This is a genomic window from Sphingomonas sp. NPDC019816 (genome assembly GCF_050274375.1).
Lineage (GTDB): Bacteria > Pseudomonadota > Alphaproteobacteria > Sphingomonadales > Sphingomonadaceae > Sphingomonas.
Genome location: NZ_JBNNOB010000037.1, coordinates 1 through 15078 on the forward strand (window position 1 = coordinate 1; position 15078 = coordinate 15078).

Sequence of the window (15078 nt, forward strand, 5' to 3'; positions counted from 1 at the left end):
CGGTGAAGAACGCCCACCTCGTCATCGGCGCGGTGCTGGTCCCGGGTGCGGCGGCGCCCAAGCTCGTCACCCGCGACATGCTGAAGACGATGAAGCGCGGCTCGGTGCTGGTCGACATCGCGATCGACCAGGGCGGCTGCTTCGAGACGAGCCATGCCACCACCCATGAAGACCCGGTGTTCGAGATCGACGGCGTGATCCATTATTGCGTCGCCAATATGCCGGGCGCGGTGGCACGCACCTCGGCCTTCGCGCTGAACAACGCCACCCTGCCCTTCGCCATCCGCCTGGCGAACATGGGCGCCGAAGCCGCGATGAAGGCTGATGCGCACCTCGCCAACGGCCTGAACGTGTCGGGCGGCAAAATCCGCCACGCCGCCGTCGCCGAAGCGCTCGACCTGCCGTTCGAGGCCTGGGCGGGGTAAGGCGGCTTCAATCGCCGTTCGGTCCGGGCTTTGTCGAGGGTGCTTCGCGTGGCCTTTGACTACGCGCAGGCTGAACGGCGGCTTGGAAAATCTTCCTAATCAGCCCCGCCCCCTCCCCGCCCTCCGTTCACGCTGAGCGAAGTCGAAGCGCACGCCCCGCCCCCCGCCACGAAGGTAATCCCGTCGCGTTCGACCGCACTCCGGCTGAACGGCTTGGAGGATTCCGGTTCGCGCGGAGACGCGGAGACGCGAAGAGGACTGGAATGGGCTGACCCTTTGGCGTCGGTTCAGTAGCGGGATTTGCCGCACCGTATCGATGCGGAGCCAGCCGTGGCGGCTGGGGCGATCATCTCCGCGCCTCCGCGCGAACCAAAATCTTCGCGTCATCGCGGCTTCGCGTGAACAGAAATAGAACGCCCGCGTTGGTCCCGGCGAAAGGATGCCGTGATGACCGACAACCCCAAATCCGAACCCTTCTCCAACGCCGAGAAGGACCCCGATGACTGGACCACCGGCGACGAAGCGATGACCGGTGCGCAGGCCAGCTACCTGAAAACCCTGTCCGAAGAAGCCGGCGAGCCGTTTGACGACGGGCTGACCAAGGCGGAGGCGTCGAAGCGGATCGACGCGTTGCAGGAAAAGACCGGCCGGGGCCAGTAAGCCCTTACGGCTCCATCAACGCCATCGCCCGGTCGAGCAGCATCACCCGCTGCGCAATGGCCGGGCGATAGGGCGCGTCGGCGGGTGTCTTTTGCAGGGCCAGCCGCCACAGCGTCCGCGCCTTGACGAACTCGCCCGCGCGCATCTGCGCCAGCCCCTCGAAGAAGAACGGCACCGGATCGTTCGGCCCCAGCATCCGCGCCCGGCGGAAGGCGAATTGCGCGGCGGGCGACATCTGATAGCCGTCATGCGCGAACAGGACGTTGCCCAGCTCGGTCCAATAGGCGACGCTGCGTGGCTTGCCGCCGACCGCGCCGAGCATGATCTGCACCGCCGTCCGCTTGTTGCCCGACCGCGCCAGTGCGTCGGCGGCGGTGAACATCGCCGCCTCGCCGCCGAACCGTCCCATCAACTGCCCGCGCAGCTCAACCAGTTCCTCGCTGTCCAACCGGGGGTCGGGCCGTGCCGAGGGCGGGCTGGCGGGCAGGCTGGGTCGTCCCTGCCAAGCATAGCCGACGCCGCCCAGCGCCAGTGCAGCACCCAGCATGGTCCAAAGCGGCCGCGGAAAATCGCGCCACAGCGCCAGACCGATCGCAGCACCGGCGATCAGGATCAGGACCACCCACCCCATCAGCGCTGCGTCCGAAAGCTGGAACGCGCGATCCAGGCGCCGATGCCCAGCAACAGGATCGGCGTCGCCCACAGGAGCGCGGTCGCCCCCGACAAGGGCGGATCATAGCTGACATAATCGCCATAGCGTTCGATCAGCCAGTCGCGAATCTGCGACGGGTCCTCCCCGCGTGCGATCCGCTGCCGCACCAGCGCACGCATATCGGCGGCCATGTCGGCATCGCTGTCGGCGATCGACTGACCCTGACAGACGACGCAGCGCAGCTCGCCCATCAACGCACGCGCCTGCGCTTCGGCATGCGGATCGGGCAGCTGCGTATTACCGAGATCCGGCGCGGCCGATCCCGCCGCCAACGCAAGGGCCAGGACCAGGCTCATCGCGCCGCCGCCACGTCGCGGACGATCTGGTCGACCTGATCGGCACGGATGTCGCCGATATATTGCCGCACGATCCGCCCGCGTCCGTCGATCAGGAAGGTCTCCGGCACGCCTGACGAGCCGAGCGACAATTGCACCCGGCTGCGGCTGTCATCGCCGATCCGGTCATAGGGATCACCGTTGCGGCGCAGAAAGGCGACGACCGCCGGTCCCTTGTCATGGATCACGATGGCGTCGATGGGAACGCCGCGCGCCTTCAGCCGCATCAGCTGCGGCGCCTCGGCGATGCAGGGGATGCACCAGCTGGCGAAGACGTTGAGCAGGCGCGGGGTGCCACGCCCGAAATCGGTGCTCGCAAGGCCCGGCTTGCCCGGCACCATCGGCGCCAGCGTGAAACTGGGCAGCGGCTTGTCGACCAGCGTCGAGTGCACCGCCGTATCGGCCGGGCGCATCAGTCCGGCCGCGACCACCGCGAACAGCGCGCCGAACACGGCCAGCGGCGCCCAGATCAACCAACGCTTCATCCCCAAAGGGCCTCCCGCCGCCGCTGCTGCCATGCCTTCCACCAGCGCCCGACCAGCGCCAGCGCGCCGCCGAGCGCGACCAGGATGCCGCCGAACCAGATCAGCGTCACGAACGGCTTCCACCACAGCCGCAGCTGCCAGCGGCCGGTCGCGGCATCCTGCTGCCCCAGCACCGTGTAGAGCTGTCCGTCCCAACCGGTCGCGATCGCGCTTTCGCTGGTCGTCGTCGGCGGATCGGTGAAGAAACGCTGTTGCGGCCGCAGGATCGTCGCGGTGCCGTCGCGAGTCGCGGTCAACCGCGCCTCCAGCGCCGACCAGTTCGGCCCGACATTGGGATAGATGCGGTTCAGCTCGACCCGCCACGGCCCGACGATGGTCGCCTGTCCCGGATAGAGAGCGACCAGCCGTTCGGCGGTGAAGGCGCTGTCACAGGCCATGCCGATCAGGCTGACGCCGATGCCGGCATGCGCGACGACCATGCCCCAGATGGGCAAAGGCGTGCGTCGCCAATTGCGCTGCGTGATCGGCAACACGCTGGCGACGATCAGCCCGACGCCGAAGGACAGGCCCAAAAGCGGCAGCACGCCCATGCCGCCACTTAGTGTCAGGAACAGCGCGAAACTGCCCGCCGCCGCGACCATCGGCCACAGCATGCGGATCAGCACCGCCTCGGCCTGATCCCGCCGCCAGCGCAACATCGGGCCGACCGCCATCACCGCGACCAGCACCAATGCGATCGGCCCGGCGGCGGCGTGGAAGAAGGGCGGCCCGACCGACAGCCGTACGCCGAAGCCGGCCGCGATCAGCGGATAGAGCGTGCCGATCAGGACGATCCCCAGGATTACCGACAGCAGCAGGTTGTTGACGACCAGCCCGCCCTCGCGGCTGACGAAGTTGAAGCTGCGGCCCGCGCGCACCTGCCCGATCCGCGCGCCGAACAGCGCCAGCGCGCCACCGATATAGAGCGCCAGCAGCGCCAGGATGAACGCCCCGCGGCGGGGATCGACCGCAAAGGCATGGACGCTGGTCAGGATGCCCGACCGGACCAGGAAGGTGCCGATCATCGACATCGAAAAAGCCACGACCGCCAGCATCACCGTCCAGGCGCGCAGGCCATCGCGCGCCGCCAGCACATTGACCGAATGAAGGAGCGCGGTCGCCGCCAGCCACGGCATCAGCGACGCATTCTCGACCGGGTCCCAGAACCACCAGCCGCCCCAGCCCAACTCATAATAGGCCCAATAGGACCCCGCCGTGATGCCGATGGTCAGCAACACCCAGGCGCCTAGCACCCAGGGCCGCATCGCACGGGCGAAAGCCGGCCCCACCTGCCCCGTCACCAGCGCGCCCACCGCGAAGGAGAAGGCGACCGACAACCCGACATAGCCGGCGTAGAGCGTCGGCGGGTGGAAGGCGAGGCCGGGGTCCTGCAACAGCGGGTTCAACCCCTGCCCCTCCGCCGCCGCCGGGTTCAGCCGCGCGAACGGATTGGAGGCGAAGAGCAGGAAGCCGTAAAAGCCGAGTGCGATCGCACCCTGCGCGGCCAATGTCGCGACATGGGTCGGTCGGTCGAGCGTCCGCTCCTTCCACGCGACCAGCGCACCGCCCGCGCCCAGGATCGTGACCCAGAGCAGCATCGACCCTTCGTGATTGCCCCAGGCCCCCGCGAATTTATAGATCCAGGGCTTGGCCGAATGGCTGTTCTCGACGACCAGCCTGACCGACAGATCGGTGTTCAGGAAGACCGCGATCAACGCGCCCATGGCGACCGCGACCAGCCCGCCCTGCACGATCGCGACGGGGCCGATCGCCGACATGGCCTGCGCGCCCGCCGCATCCTTGCGACGCAGGGCCAGCACGCCCAGCAACAGCTGCAACCCGGCCAGCGTCGCGGCGAACCACAGGGCGGCCAGGCCGCTTTCCGCGATCACGGCTTCAGGCTCCGGCTCTCATGCATATTGCCCGCCATTTCGGGGGGCATGTATTTTTCGTCGTGCTTGGCGAGCAGGTTGTGGGCGACGAAACGGCCATCGGGCTGGAACTGGCCCTCGGCCACCACGCCCGATTTCTCGCGGAACAGGTCGGGGGTTATCCCGGCGAAGGTGACGGGCGTCGTCGCCTTGCCGTCGGTCACGACGAAGCGCACCGTCACGCCGTCGGGCGCGCGCCGGACCGAGCCCGCCTCGACCATCCCGCCCAGCCGGACCGCGCGGCCCAGCGGTAACCCTTGCGCCTTGGCATCGGAGGGGGTGTAGAAGAACGCCGCCTGGTCCTTCATCGCCGACATGGCGAGGAGCACCGCCGCGACGATCGCGGCCAGCGCCAGCAGCACCAGCGTGAGACGTTGGGATTTGGGCGTCATTTCTCGGCGCGCTTCATCGCCAGATAGCTGATCGCCAAAAGCATCCCGGTGCCGCCCAGCATGACGGCGTAGGCCGCTGCGACGAAACTCCACTGGCTCATGCGCGCGCCATCCGCCGCATCCGCGCCTCGGCCTTGGCGAGTGCCAGCAATGTACGCATCCGCATCAGCACGATGGCCGCGAACAATAGGGTAAAGCCCGACAGCATGATGGGCAGCGGCCAGAGCAGCGAACCCGCGATGCTCGATCCCGTCAGCCCGATCGACTGGCCCTGATGCAGCGTGTTCCACCACACCACCGAATAGCGGATGACCGGCAGCAAGGCCGTGCCCGCCAGTCCGTACAGTGCCGGAATCCGACCGTCCCCGCCGCGATCGGCATCGGCGCGCGCGAGCGCAATATAACCGAGATAGACGAACAGCAGCAGCAGCATCGAGGTCAGCCGGCCGTCCCATTGCCACCACGTCCCCCAGGTCGGCCGCCCCCAGATCGATCCCGTCGCCAGGCAGAGGCCCGCGAAGACCGCCCCCGGCCAGGCGATGGCACGGCCCGCGACCTGCGCCAGCGGATGGCGCCAGACGATCAGCGACAGGCTGGCCACCGCGATCCCGCTCCACCCCGCCATGCCCAGCCAGGCGGCGGGCACATGGATATAGAGGATACGCACCGTCTCGCCCTGCAGATAATCGGGCGGCGTCTGGCTCAAGCCCGCCCAGGCGCCGATCGCGACCAGCGCCAGCCCCAGACCCAGGCATATCCCGGTCAGCGGACGAGCGATCTTCAGGAAACGCGCGGGGTTCGCAAGGGCATGGATCGTCGGCACAACGCCTGACTGTAAAAGGCTTTTGCGCCCCCGTCATCCATCGTCGCCAACATTCTTTCGGCGCACGTCGGCGCGTGCACGTCAGCGCCGTTTTTTCTTCTCTGCCGCCATGACGGGAACGGGGGCAGGCGGCACTGGCACCGGCGGTTGCGCGGTCGTGGTGATCGTCAGGGGCGCGCGTACGCCGGGATTGGCGGGGAACTGCGCCCGCGCCTTGGCGAAGATGGCCCGTGCCTGCGCCGCGCCCGGTTCGGCGGCGTTCGCCCCGACCCAGCGCCAGTGCCACGGCTCCCATTTCACGCCCTGTTTGTTGCCGGCGGGAAAGCTCATCTCGAACCCGAAGCGCGGGGCGTTGGCGAACAGCCAGCGCGCGGCGGGCGTCGCCGCCATGCACGCCTCGGCATCGGGGCAGCCATGCGCGGGCCGGACGGCGAAGTCGATCGCATAGCCGGTGGCATGTTCGCTATGCCCGGCCGGCGCGACCGAAAAGGCGCGTTCGGTCGCCGAACTGTCGCGATCGCGGCAGAAGACCCGGTTCTGCCGTGCGACCGCCCGGTGGCAGGACAAGCCGCGCAACTGCCCCATCACCGCCGGATCGCCGCGCGCCGCCGCCAGCAACCGCTCCAGATCGGCCAGCATCTCGCGCCGGATATAACAGGACTTGCCGATCGCGAAGCCCGGCGGGGCCGGCACCAGCGCATCGTCCGGCGCATCGCCATAGGGGAAATGCCCCGCGAGCCGCCCGTCGGGTCCCGGCGAGGGCAGCACGCCGTCACAGGACTGCGCCTCGACCATCGCCGGTGTCGCGACCAGCGACATCAGGGCGAGACAGCGGAGAAAGGCGGCGAGAGCGGTGGGCATGACGCGCGCGGCTCTGGCATGTCGGCGCGCACGGTGGCAAGGGAGCGCGATGCACGGAGATCGCGTTCTATTCATCGACGGCGAAGCGCTGGTGATCGACAAGCCGGCGGGCCTGCCCGTCGATCGGCCCCGCAATGGGTCGATCAGCCTCGAAAACCACCTCGAGTCGCTCAAATTCGGGTTCAAGCGCTGGCCGACGCCGGTGCACCGGCTGGACCGCGACACCAGCGGCTGTCTGCTCCTGTCGCGTAACCCCAAGGCGCATGCCCGTTTCCAACAGGCGTTCGAGGCCGGCCTGGTCGAGAAACGCTATCTGGCGGTACTGAACGGCGTGGTCGAGGGCGAAGGGATGATCGACCTCGCGCTGGCCAAGGTATCGACCATCGAGGAAGGCTGGCGGATCGTCGCCGACCCGGCGGGCAAGGCGGCGCGAACCGGCTGGCGCGCGCTGCGTCACGAAGGGGGCCGCACGCTGGTCGAGTTCCGTCCGCAGACCGGGCGCACCCATCAGATCCGCGTGCACGCCGCAACCGCGCTGGGTGCGCCGGTCGTCGGCGACCTCGTCTACGGCGCGGGCGAGCCGGGCGGGATGCTGCTTCACGCCGCTGGCCTGACCGTTCCGCGTGGCGAGACCAAGGACCCGATCGTCGCCGAGGCGCCGATCCCCGAACGCTTCGGCGCGTTCACCGCATAGGGCGCGGCGATGGCGCTGATCCCCGTGACCCGCGCCATCGCGATCGACGAGCGCGAGATCGCCGAGAGCTTCACCCGCGCCTCCGGTCCGGGTGGGCAGCATGTCAACACCACCGACAGCGCGGTCCTGCTGCGCTTCGACGTGATGGGCTCCCCCAACCTGCCCGAAGCGGTGAAGACGCGGCTGGCGGTGCTCGCGGGATCGCGGCTCAGTCGGGACGGCGTCCTCACCTTACGCGCCGATGCCAGCCGGTCGCAGGAGATGAACCGGCGCGAGGTGCGCGAACGCCTGATCGACCTGATCCGCGAGGCCACGCTGGTACCCAAGAAGCGGCGTCCGACCAAGCCGACCCGCGCCTCCCAGACGCGCCGCGTCGATGCCAAGAAGGGCCGCAGCGCCGTCAAGGCGGGACGCGGCAAGGTCCGCTTCGACTGAACCGCTTTAACTGGGCCGCCTTGACCGGGGCGGCGGCGGCGAGCGCGCTTGAAGTGTCCATTACCCGGACGTCCGCATGTCGGCGCGGCACGATCCCCGCCTTCGCTCGTTAGCCCTGCGAGGGGCGGGATGAAGCGTCTTTACGACCGCCTCTCCAGCATCTTGCCGTTCAGGGCGGCCATGAGGGGAGTCGGGAATGATCCAGTCCAGCAACCAGGCCGGCAACGGGGCGCGATCGCCTTTGGCGGTGCCCAAGGCCGGCTGGCTGGCCATATTGAAGCGGACCTGGGCGGAGACCGGCGAAGACAATATCGGCCTGATCGCGGCCGGCATCGCCTTTTACATGTTCGCCGCGATCGTGCCGTCGCTGGGCGCGGTGGTGTTGAGCTATGGCCTGTTTGCCGATGCGGAGACGGTGCGGCACAATGTCGCGGCGATCTTCTCGGCCATGCCGCGCGAGGCGGCGACCGTCATCAGCGAGCAGTTGCTGTCGGTAATCGACAGCGCGAAGGACAAGCAGGGTTTCGGCCTGATCCTGGCCCTCGGCATCGCCTATTATGGCGCGACCAAGGGCGCCTCGGCGATCACGACCGGGCTGAACGTCGCCTATGACGTGCAGGAGACACGCGGTTTCGTCCGCACCACCCTGCTCAGCCTGGCGATCGTGGCGGGCGGCGTGCTGCTGATCGTGGCCGCCGCGCTGGCGACGGCGCTGCTCGGTTTTCTCGAACGGCTGATCCCCGGCGCACCCGCACTGGTGCTGACCCTCATCAGGATCACCGGCTATCTGCTGCTCGCCGCGCTGGTGATGACGGCGGCGGCGATCCTGTTCCGTTTCGTCCCCGATCGTCCCAAGGCGCGGTGGGTGTGGCTGTCACCCGGTGCGATCCTGGCGACCGTCGCCTGGCTGGCGGGGACGTCGCTGTTCGGCCTGTATGTGTCGAACTTCGGCAATTACGGCGCGACCTATGGCTCGCTCAGCGCGGTGATCGTGCTGCTGACCTGGCTGTGGCTGACCGCCTATGTCTTTCTGCTGGGCGCCGAACTCAATGCCGAGTTGGAGCGGCAGGTCGATGGCGAGGCGGCCGACGAGGCGGACCCGTCCGGCGACCGGCAACAGACATCGGCCCGGCCGGAACGCTCCGTGCCATCATCCGGTACGCCCCACCCGGCAGGCCCGATCATGGGGCCGATCGCGGGCGCCGCGCTGGCGACCGGCGGCATCGCGCTGTTGCGGCATCGCCGGCTGGCGGGTGTCGCGGTCCTTGGCTGGGCCGCCGCGCAGGCGTGGCGCCGGCATCGCGCCGAGCCGCGGCCCGTGCCGGCGGCGGTGCTGTTCGATATCGACGGCACGCTGATCGACAGCAACGACCTGCATGTCACCGCCTGGCACCGCGCCTTTGCCGAGGCGGGCCATGACGTGGACCGCGCCGCCATTCACGACCAGATCGGCAAGGGCGCGGACAATCTGGTGCCCGCCCTGCTGCCCGACCTGTCCGAGGACGCGCAACATCGTCTGGCGGACGCGCATGGCCGCCTGTTCAAGCAGGATTATATCGCCCGGGCAAAGCCCTTTCCCGGCGCGCGCGCGTTGATCGAGCGGGTTCATGCGGCGGGCAGCAAGGTCGTGCTCGCCTCCTCGGCCAGCGGCGAGGAACTGGACCATTATGTCGCGCTGCTGGGCATCGAATCCCTGGTCAGCGCCACGACGAGCAGCGACGATGTCGACCGGTCGAAGCCCGCGCCCGACATCTTCGCCGTCGCGCTCAAGAAGGCCGGGGTGCCGGGTGACGCGGCGATCGCCATCGGTGATACGCCCTATGACATCCAGTCGGCGGGCAAGGCGGGAATGGCGACGATCGCCGTCCTGTCGGGCGGCTTCGATCGCCACGCCCTGGAAAGAGCCGGAGCGATCGCGATCCATGCCGATGTGGCGGACCTATGCCGGAATTTCGCCACCTCGCGGCTGAACCCCGAGCGGGCGGCGAACTGATCGCCATCCGGCCGCGGCGCGGCGCCTATCCTCCCGGCTGGCGCAGCATCGACCAGAAGCGGGGGCCGCCCCGGGGTACGGTCCATTCGTCGGTCAGGGCGAAGCCCAACCGGGTATAGAGTGCCACGTTGCTCCGGGTCGCGGTCTCCAGATAGGCCGACACGCCATCGGCATCGCACCGCGCCAACCCGGCGCGGATCGAGGCGCCGCCCAGCCCCCGACCCTGCCGCACCGGATCGACGCCGGCGATGTGAAGATACCAGAAGGGGCCGACCGGGAAATGCGACTCCACCGCGTGCGCCAGCCGCAACGCGCGCGGCAGCGCCATGCCCAGCGTGGCGAGCAACGGAATCGCCTGGCGCAGCATCGCCGTCGTCGGTACATGCGCCTGCCCCGGCGGACGCCAGAACGTACCGGCCTCCCCCGCATCGCTGACCAGCCGCATGCCCACCGCATCGCTGTCGAACAGCAGCGCGAACAAACGGGGCAAGCGCTTCGCCCGCTCCCCGGCATCGGGAAAGATATAGGACATGGCCGGGTCTTCGGCGAAGGCACGGCCAAGCATCCCCGCCACCGCTGCCCGGTCGCTCGCCACCGCATCGCGGATCGTCACCATCCCTGGTCTCCCAACGAAAAACGGGCGCTTCCTTCTGGGAAGCGCCCGTCATTCAACCCTTCATCCTTCCGACCAGCGGTCAGGCCGCCGCGCCGTCCTTCTGCTTGGACTTCTCGGCATAGACCCGGATCGGTTCCTTGCGGCCCTCGACCACGTCCTTGTCCACCATCACCTCGTCGACGCCGTCCATTCCGGGCAGGTCGAACATGGTGTCGAGCAAAATGCCCTCCAGGATCGAACGAAGCCCGCGTGCACCGGTCTTGCGCTCGATCGCCTTCTTGGCGACCGTGGTCAGCGCATCGTCGGTGAAGTCGAGTTCGACATTCTCCATCTCGAACAGCTTCTGATACTGTTTGACCAGCGCGTTCTTCGGCTCGGACAGGATCTTGACCAGTGCCGAGATGTCGAGGTCTTCCAGCGTCGCAATGACCGGCAGACGACCGACGAATTCGGGGATCAGGCCGAACTTGAGCAGATCGTCCGGCTCGGTCTGGCGCAGATATTCGCCGGTCCGCTTCTCCTCGGGAGCCGCCACGTAAGCACCGAAGCCGATCGACTTGCCTTGCAGACGGTCGCCGATGATCTTCTCGAGCCCTGCGAACGCGCCGCCGCAGATGAACAGGATGTTCGTCGTGTCGACCTGCAGGAATTCCTGCTGCGGATGCTTACGGCCCCCCTGCGGCGGAACGCTGGCGGTCGTGCCTTCCATCAGCTTCAGGAGCGCCTGCTGAACGCCTTCGCCCGACACGTCGCGCGTGATCGAGGGGTTCTCGGCCTTGCGGCTGATCTTGTCGATCTCGTCGATATAGACGATGCCGCGCTGCGCCCGCTCGACATTGTAATCCGACGCCTGGAGCAGCTTGAGGATGATGTTCTCGACATCCTCGCCGACATAACCCGCCTCGGTCAGCGTCGTCGCGTCCGCCATGGTGAAGGGCACGTCGAGGATGCGTGCCAGCGTCTGCGCCAGCAGCGTCTTGCCACAGCCGGTCGGGCCGACGAGCAGGATGTTCGACTTGGCGAGCTCGACGTCGGCACCCTTCGCACCGTGGTTCAGGCGCTTATAGTGGTTGTGCACCGCCACCGACAGGACACGCTTGGCCTGCTTCTGCCCGATGACATAGTCGTCGAGCACGTTGCAGATTTCCTGCGGCGTCGGGACGCCACCATCCTTCTTGGAGACCAGCGCGGACTTGGTCTCCTCACGGATGATGTCGTTGCACAGCTCCACGCACTCGTCGCAAATGAAGACGGTCGGCCCCGCGATCAGCTTGCGCACCTCGTGCTGCGACTTGCCGCAGAACGAGCAATAGAGGGTGCTTTTCGAGTTGCCACCGCTCACCTTGTCCATCAATCACCTCTCGCACCTGTGAAGCGGTGCGCTACCGTTGCCGGGGTGCGCATCGTACCGCACCCCGATAAAGTCACAATCGAAATAAACCGTTCACGCTGAACGACCCGTCTTACGCTGCGGTCGACGCGTCGTCGGCCGGGGTCGGACGCTTGTCAAACACCTGGTCGATCAGGCCGAACTCCTTGGCCTCCTCGGCGCTCATGAACTTGTCGCGGTCCATCGCACGCTCGATCTCTTCCAGCGGCTTGCCGGTATACTTGGCGTACAGCGTGTTCAGGAAATGCCGCATGCGCAGGATTTCGCGCGCCTGGATCTCGATATCGGCCGCCATGCCCTGCGCCCCGCCCGAAGGCTGGTGGATCATGATGCGGCTGTTCGTGGTCGCCACGCGCATGCCCGGCTCACCGGCCGACAGCAGGAAGCTGCCCATCGAGGCGGCCTGGCCGATGCACAGCGTGCCGACGCGCGGACGGATATACTGCATCGTGTCATGGATCGCCATGCCCGCCGTGACCACACCGCCCGGCGAGTTGATGTACATGTAGATGTCCTTCTTCGGATTTTCCGACTCAAGGAACAGCAGCTGCGCGCAGATCAGCGAGGCCATGCCGTCCTCGACACCGCCGGTGACGAAGATGATGCGCTCGCGCAGCAGGCGGCTGAAGATATCGAACGACCGTTCGCCGCGGTTCGACTGTTCGATGACGATCGGAACCAGCCCGGCCTGCGTCTGCCGCAGCCCGACGCCAGCATGGGCCAGCGGGCTCGCGAAATCGCCGGTCTCGAACGGATTGTGCATGGAATTCTCTCTTATGCCCAGAAGAGCCCCTATGTCGCGTGGGCACGCGCCAAGTTCAAGCCCCGCCGGCTGTCCCATTGGTGCGGGGCGTCGGTGTTTACCCTCTTTCCATGCGTCCCGGTCTAGGGCCAGGATCGGTCGGGTATCATAAGGGGCGGCGGAAAAAGGATCATGACGGCATCCCAAGCTGACGCCCCGGCGCGCGCCAAACGCCTGACGACCCTGGCTTTCTGGCGCAGGCTGCTGCCCGATGCCGTCCGCGCGGGGCTGGTCGGCATGGTGATCGGGGCGCTGTTCTTCGGCCTGTTCTGCCTCGTCAATCGCGCGAGTCTGGGTCGCGACGTGGCCACCGCCCGTGCGCATATCGCACAGGCCTTTGCCGACGGGGTGTTGCAGGATCAGGATTATCTCGACGGCAATACGGACATCGGCCGGCATCAATATAATGACTGTCTGATCCTGCGCCTCGCGGTCGACCAGCGCGCGAGCCCGACCCAACTGACCGTCAGCCCTCTGGTGCAGGTGCCGGTGGCCCCACGCGGCGAGTGCCAGACGGTGCATGGCTTCATCAATGGCGAGCCGCCGGTCGGCACCGTCTTCTACCACCGGTACATCCATGGCCATGCGATGCTGGCGCGATACCTACTGCCGGTTTTGTCGGTCGCGGCGATCCGCAACCTGTATCACACGGTCCTGACGATGCTCGTGCTCGCCGGGATCGTCACCGGTCTGATCGCGCTCGGGCGGGGACGCAGACCGGTGCAGGGGCTGTTCTGGCTGATCGTCTTCCTCGCCGTCTCGCGCTGGTTCGGGCTGGAGACCTATGGCCAGTCGCTGGGGCACGGGCCGGCGGACATCGTGCTGATCTTCTATCTGCTGTTCCTGGCGGTGATCGGCACGACGCGCGGGATCGGTCGGCGCGCGGCGTTGATTTCGGCCGCACTGTTCGGGGCGCTGACCATCTGCTTCGAGTTCCTGACCGGCGGCATCCCGCTGGGGCTGGCGGCGGTGATCGGCGGCCTGCCCTTCGCCTGGAGCGCCCAAGCCGAGGAACGCGGGCCGGTCTTTCCCCTCGCGCCGCTGATCGGCTTCTGCGCGTCGATCGCCACCGTCATGCTGCTGAAGATCGCGCTGGTGCTGAAGGTCTTCGGCCTCGCATCGATGCGCGAGGATGCGCTTCAACTGGAGATGCGGATGGGCATGGACGCGACGCGGGGCGAGACGCGCGACCTGGGCCTCGCACTGATGGCCAAGAAGCTGGCCAAGGGGATCAACGGTCTGGCGCCGGGCATGCATGTCATGGCCGGGGCGATCGTCGCCCTCGCGCTGCTGGCCGGCCTATGGGGTGCACGGCACCTGCTGCGCTCCGCCGACCCGGTCATGCGTCAACGCACCCTGGCGCTCCTCGCCTCCAACGCGGCGATCCTGCTGATGCTGGTCGGCTTCTGGCAGCATACCATGATCCACGCCTGGTTCATGGAGCGGACCCTGGTCTGGACGATCGCGACCGGCTTCGCGCTGTTCGCGTTGGCCTGTCGCGACCGGGCTTATCGCATGCCGCCCGGCGCGGGGTGCGACAGATAGGCGAGCCGCCGGACCTCCTGTCGTCCGCGCACCACCGTATCCAGGATCAGCCCGGTGAACAGGTTGAGCGCGGCCAGCAGCATCAGCCCCATCGACAGGATCGCGGTCGGGAAGCGCGGCACCTGATGGGTGTCGAGATAGGTCAGGATGATCGGAATGGCGAGCAGCACCGACAGCGCCGCCAGCAGCCCGGCGACCGCGCCGAAGAACCACATCGGCCGCTCGATCCGGTACAGCTTGATGATGGTGCGCAGGATACGCCAGCCGTCCGAATAGGTGCTCAGCTTCGATGCCGACCCCTCGGGGCGCGCATAATAGGGCGTGGCGATCTCGGCGCAGGGCATTTTCAACTCCAGCGCATGGACGCTGATCTCGGTCTCGATCTCGAAGCCGACCGACAGGACCGGGAAGCTCTTGACGAACCGGCGCGAAAAGACGCGGTAGCCGGACAGGATATCGGTGAAGCTGCGCCCGAACAGCTTGGCGAGCATGCCGGTCAGCATCGCATTGCCGAACCGGTGGCCGCGTCGATAGGCGAGTTCGGCCTCGCTCACCCGCTGGCCGACGACCATGTCCAGCTGTTCCTCAACCATGCGCGCGACCAGCTCGGGCGCGGAGGCGGCGTCATAGGTCGCGTCGCCATCAGCCATGACATAGATATCGGCATCGATGTCGGCGAACATCCGCCGCACCACCGCGCCCTTGCCCTGGATACGTTCCGACCGGACGACGGCACCGGCCGCGCGCGCGACCTCCACCGTGCGGTCGCGACTGTTATTGTCATAGACATAGATGGTCGCGGCGGGGAGCGCCTCGCGGAACCCCGCAATGGTCTGCGCGATCGCCGCTTCCTCGTTATAGCAGGGCAGCAGCACCGCGATCCGGGGTTCGTTCACAACCTGTCCTCGTCCAAAGGCGGGCGATCCCGCCCTGCGTCCCA

Annotated in this window: 16 protein-coding genes and 1 pseudogene; 6 read left to right on the forward strand and 11 right to left on the reverse strand. The window is 67.6% G+C overall.

The window, feature by feature from the left end:
* Positions 1-425: pseudogene (locus tag ACQKJZ_RS07735) on the forward strand (alanine dehydrogenase); the annotation flags it as partial.
* A 447-nt stretch (positions 426-872) separates the two neighbouring features.
* A complete protein-coding gene (locus ACQKJZ_RS07740) occupies positions 873-1085 on the forward strand; it encodes a DUF3072 domain-containing protein (RefSeq protein WP_183951764.1) in 213 nt (70 codons plus the stop codon).
* Between the two features lie 4 nt (positions 1086-1089).
* On the opposite strand, the gene ACQKJZ_RS07745 is transcribed toward ACQKJZ_RS07740, so the two are convergent.
* From ACQKJZ_RS07745 to ACQKJZ_RS07775, 7 genes are all read right to left on the reverse strand, one after another.
* On the reverse strand, positions 1090-1716 hold the full coding sequence (locus ACQKJZ_RS07745) for a tetratricopeptide repeat protein (protein WP_427730619.1): 627 nt from the start codon (positions 1714-1716) through the stop codon (positions 1090-1092).
* Complete coding sequence (locus ACQKJZ_RS07750; RefSeq protein ID WP_427730620.1) at positions 1716-2093, reverse strand: cytochrome c-type biogenesis protein; 378 nt, start codon at positions 2091-2093, stop codon at positions 1716-1718. Before ACQKJZ_RS07750 ends, ACQKJZ_RS07745 begins: the two co-directional genes overlap by 1 nt.
* A complete protein-coding gene (locus tag ACQKJZ_RS07755; RefSeq protein ID WP_427730621.1) occupies positions 2090-2617 on the reverse strand; it encodes a redoxin family protein in 528 nt (175 codons plus the stop codon). Before ACQKJZ_RS07755 ends, ACQKJZ_RS07750 begins: the two co-directional genes overlap by 4 nt.
* Positions 2614-4548: a heme lyase CcmF/NrfE family subunit gene (locus tag ACQKJZ_RS07760; RefSeq protein WP_427730622.1), complete on the reverse strand. Its 1935-nt coding sequence runs from the start codon at positions 4546-4548 to the stop codon at positions 2614-2616. Before ACQKJZ_RS07760 ends, ACQKJZ_RS07755 begins: the two co-directional genes overlap by 4 nt.
* Positions 4545-4979 carry a cytochrome c maturation protein CcmE gene (ccmE, locus tag ACQKJZ_RS07765; RefSeq protein ID WP_427730623.1) on the reverse strand — a complete coding sequence of 145 codons (435 nt, stop codon included), beginning with the start codon at positions 4977-4979 and terminating at the stop codon, positions 4545-4547. Before ccmE ends, ACQKJZ_RS07760 begins: the two co-directional genes overlap by 4 nt.
* 97 nt (positions 4980-5076) lie before the next feature.
* The gene (gene ccmC, locus ACQKJZ_RS07770) at positions 5077-5802 is read right to left on the reverse strand and encodes a heme ABC transporter permease CcmC (RefSeq protein ID WP_312490822.1); all 726 of its coding nucleotides are present in this window, start codon (positions 5800-5802) and stop codon (positions 5077-5079) included.
* Positions 5803-5883: 81 nt separating this feature from the next.
* On the reverse strand, positions 5884-6663 hold the full coding sequence (locus tag ACQKJZ_RS07775; protein WP_427730624.1) for a M15 family metallopeptidase: 780 nt from the start codon (positions 6661-6663) through the stop codon (positions 5884-5886).
* A 49-nt stretch (positions 6664-6712) separates the two neighbouring features.
* Between ACQKJZ_RS07775 and ACQKJZ_RS07780 the strand changes: the two genes are divergently transcribed.
* From ACQKJZ_RS07780 to ACQKJZ_RS07790, 3 genes are all read left to right on the forward strand, one after another.
* Positions 6713-7357 carry an RluA family pseudouridine synthase gene (locus ACQKJZ_RS07780; protein ID WP_427730625.1) on the forward strand — a complete coding sequence of 215 codons (645 nt, stop codon included), beginning with the start codon at positions 6713-6715 and terminating at the stop codon, positions 7355-7357.
* A gap of 9 nt (positions 7358-7366) precedes the next feature.
* Positions 7367-7792: an alternative ribosome rescue aminoacyl-tRNA hydrolase ArfB gene (gene arfB, locus ACQKJZ_RS07785; RefSeq protein ID WP_427730626.1), complete on the forward strand. Its 426-nt coding sequence runs from the start codon at positions 7367-7369 to the stop codon at positions 7790-7792.
* Between the two features lie 196 nt (positions 7793-7988).
* The gene (locus ACQKJZ_RS07790; RefSeq protein WP_427730627.1) at positions 7989-9785 is read left to right on the forward strand and encodes a YhjD/YihY/BrkB family envelope integrity protein; all 1797 of its coding nucleotides are present in this window, start codon (positions 7989-7991) and stop codon (positions 9783-9785) included.
* A gap of 25 nt (positions 9786-9810) precedes the next feature.
* Here ACQKJZ_RS07790 and ACQKJZ_RS07795 read toward each other — a convergent pair whose 3' ends face one another.
* The 3 genes from ACQKJZ_RS07795 to clpP all read right to left on the reverse strand — a co-directional run bounded on the left by ACQKJZ_RS07795 (position 9811) and on the right by clpP (position 12554).
* Positions 9811-10401, reverse strand: coding sequence for a GNAT family N-acetyltransferase (locus tag ACQKJZ_RS07795; protein ID WP_427730628.1), 591 nt, complete (start codon positions 10399-10401; stop codon positions 9811-9813).
* A 79-nt stretch (positions 10402-10480) separates the two neighbouring features.
* Positions 10481-11752: an ATP-dependent Clp protease ATP-binding subunit ClpX gene (gene clpX / locus ACQKJZ_RS07800; protein WP_427730629.1), complete on the reverse strand. Its 1272-nt coding sequence runs from the start codon at positions 11750-11752 to the stop codon at positions 10481-10483.
* Between the two features lie 112 nt (positions 11753-11864).
* The gene (gene clpP / locus ACQKJZ_RS07805) at positions 11865-12554 is read right to left on the reverse strand and encodes an ATP-dependent Clp endopeptidase proteolytic subunit ClpP (RefSeq protein WP_056434117.1); all 690 of its coding nucleotides are present in this window, start codon (positions 12552-12554) and stop codon (positions 11865-11867) included.
* 171 nt (positions 12555-12725) lie between these two features.
* On the opposite strand from clpP, the gene ACQKJZ_RS07810 reads away from it, so the two are divergent.
* On the forward strand, positions 12726-14138 hold the full coding sequence (locus ACQKJZ_RS07810; RefSeq protein ID WP_427730630.1) for a hypothetical protein: 1413 nt from the start codon (positions 12726-12728) through the stop codon (positions 14136-14138).
* Here ACQKJZ_RS07810 and ACQKJZ_RS07815 read toward each other — a convergent pair.
* Positions 14102-15034 carry a glycosyltransferase family 2 protein gene (locus ACQKJZ_RS07815; protein WP_427730631.1) on the reverse strand — a complete coding sequence of 311 codons (933 nt, stop codon included), beginning with the start codon at positions 15032-15034 and terminating at the stop codon, positions 14102-14104. The genes ACQKJZ_RS07810 and ACQKJZ_RS07815 overlap by 37 nt on opposite strands.
* Positions 15035-15078: the final 44 nt, after the last annotated feature.

Excerpts from the sequence above, each read along its gene's own strand:
- ACQKJZ_RS07740 (WP_183951764.1), top strand. The coding sequence starts at position 873 with ATGACCGACAACCCCAAATCCGAACCCTTCTCCAACGCCGAGAAGGAC.
- ACQKJZ_RS07745 (WP_427730619.1), bottom strand. The coding sequence starts at position 1,716 with ATGGGGTGGGTGGTCCTGATCCTGATCGCCGGTGCTGCGATCGGTCTG.
- ACQKJZ_RS07750 (WP_427730620.1), bottom strand. The coding sequence starts at position 2,093 with ATGAGCCTGGTCCTGGCCCTTGCGTTGGCGGCGGGATCGGCCGCGCCG.
- ACQKJZ_RS07755 (WP_427730621.1), bottom strand. The coding sequence starts at position 2,617 with ATGAAGCGTTGGTTGATCTGGGCGCCGCTGGCCGTGTTCGGCGCGCTG.
- ccmE (WP_427730623.1), bottom strand. The coding sequence starts at position 4,979 with ATGACGCCCAAATCCCAACGTCTCACGCTGGTGCTGCTGGCGCTGGCC.
- ACQKJZ_RS07775 (WP_427730624.1), bottom strand. The coding sequence starts at position 6,663 with ATGCCCACCGCTCTCGCCGCCTTTCTCCGCTGTCTCGCCCTGATGTCG.
- ACQKJZ_RS07780 (WP_427730625.1), top strand. The coding sequence starts at position 6,713 with ATGCACGGAGATCGCGTTCTATTCATCGACGGCGAAGCGCTGGTGATC.
- arfB (WP_427730626.1), top strand. The coding sequence starts at position 7,367 with ATGGCGCTGATCCCCGTGACCCGCGCCATCGCGATCGACGAGCGCGAG.
- ACQKJZ_RS07790 (WP_427730627.1), top strand. The coding sequence starts at position 7,989 with ATGATCCAGTCCAGCAACCAGGCCGGCAACGGGGCGCGATCGCCTTTG.
- ACQKJZ_RS07795 (WP_427730628.1), bottom strand. The coding sequence starts at position 10,401 with ATGGTGACGATCCGCGATGCGGTGGCGAGCGACCGGGCAGCGGTGGCG.
- clpX (WP_427730629.1), bottom strand. The coding sequence starts at position 11,752 with ATGGACAAGGTGAGCGGTGGCAACTCGAAAAGCACCCTCTATTGCTCG.
- clpP (WP_056434117.1), bottom strand. The coding sequence starts at position 12,554 with ATGCACAATCCGTTCGAGACCGGCGATTTCGCGAGCCCGCTGGCCCAT.
- ACQKJZ_RS07810 (WP_427730630.1), top strand. The coding sequence starts at position 12,726 with ATGACGGCATCCCAAGCTGACGCCCCGGCGCGCGCCAAACGCCTGACG.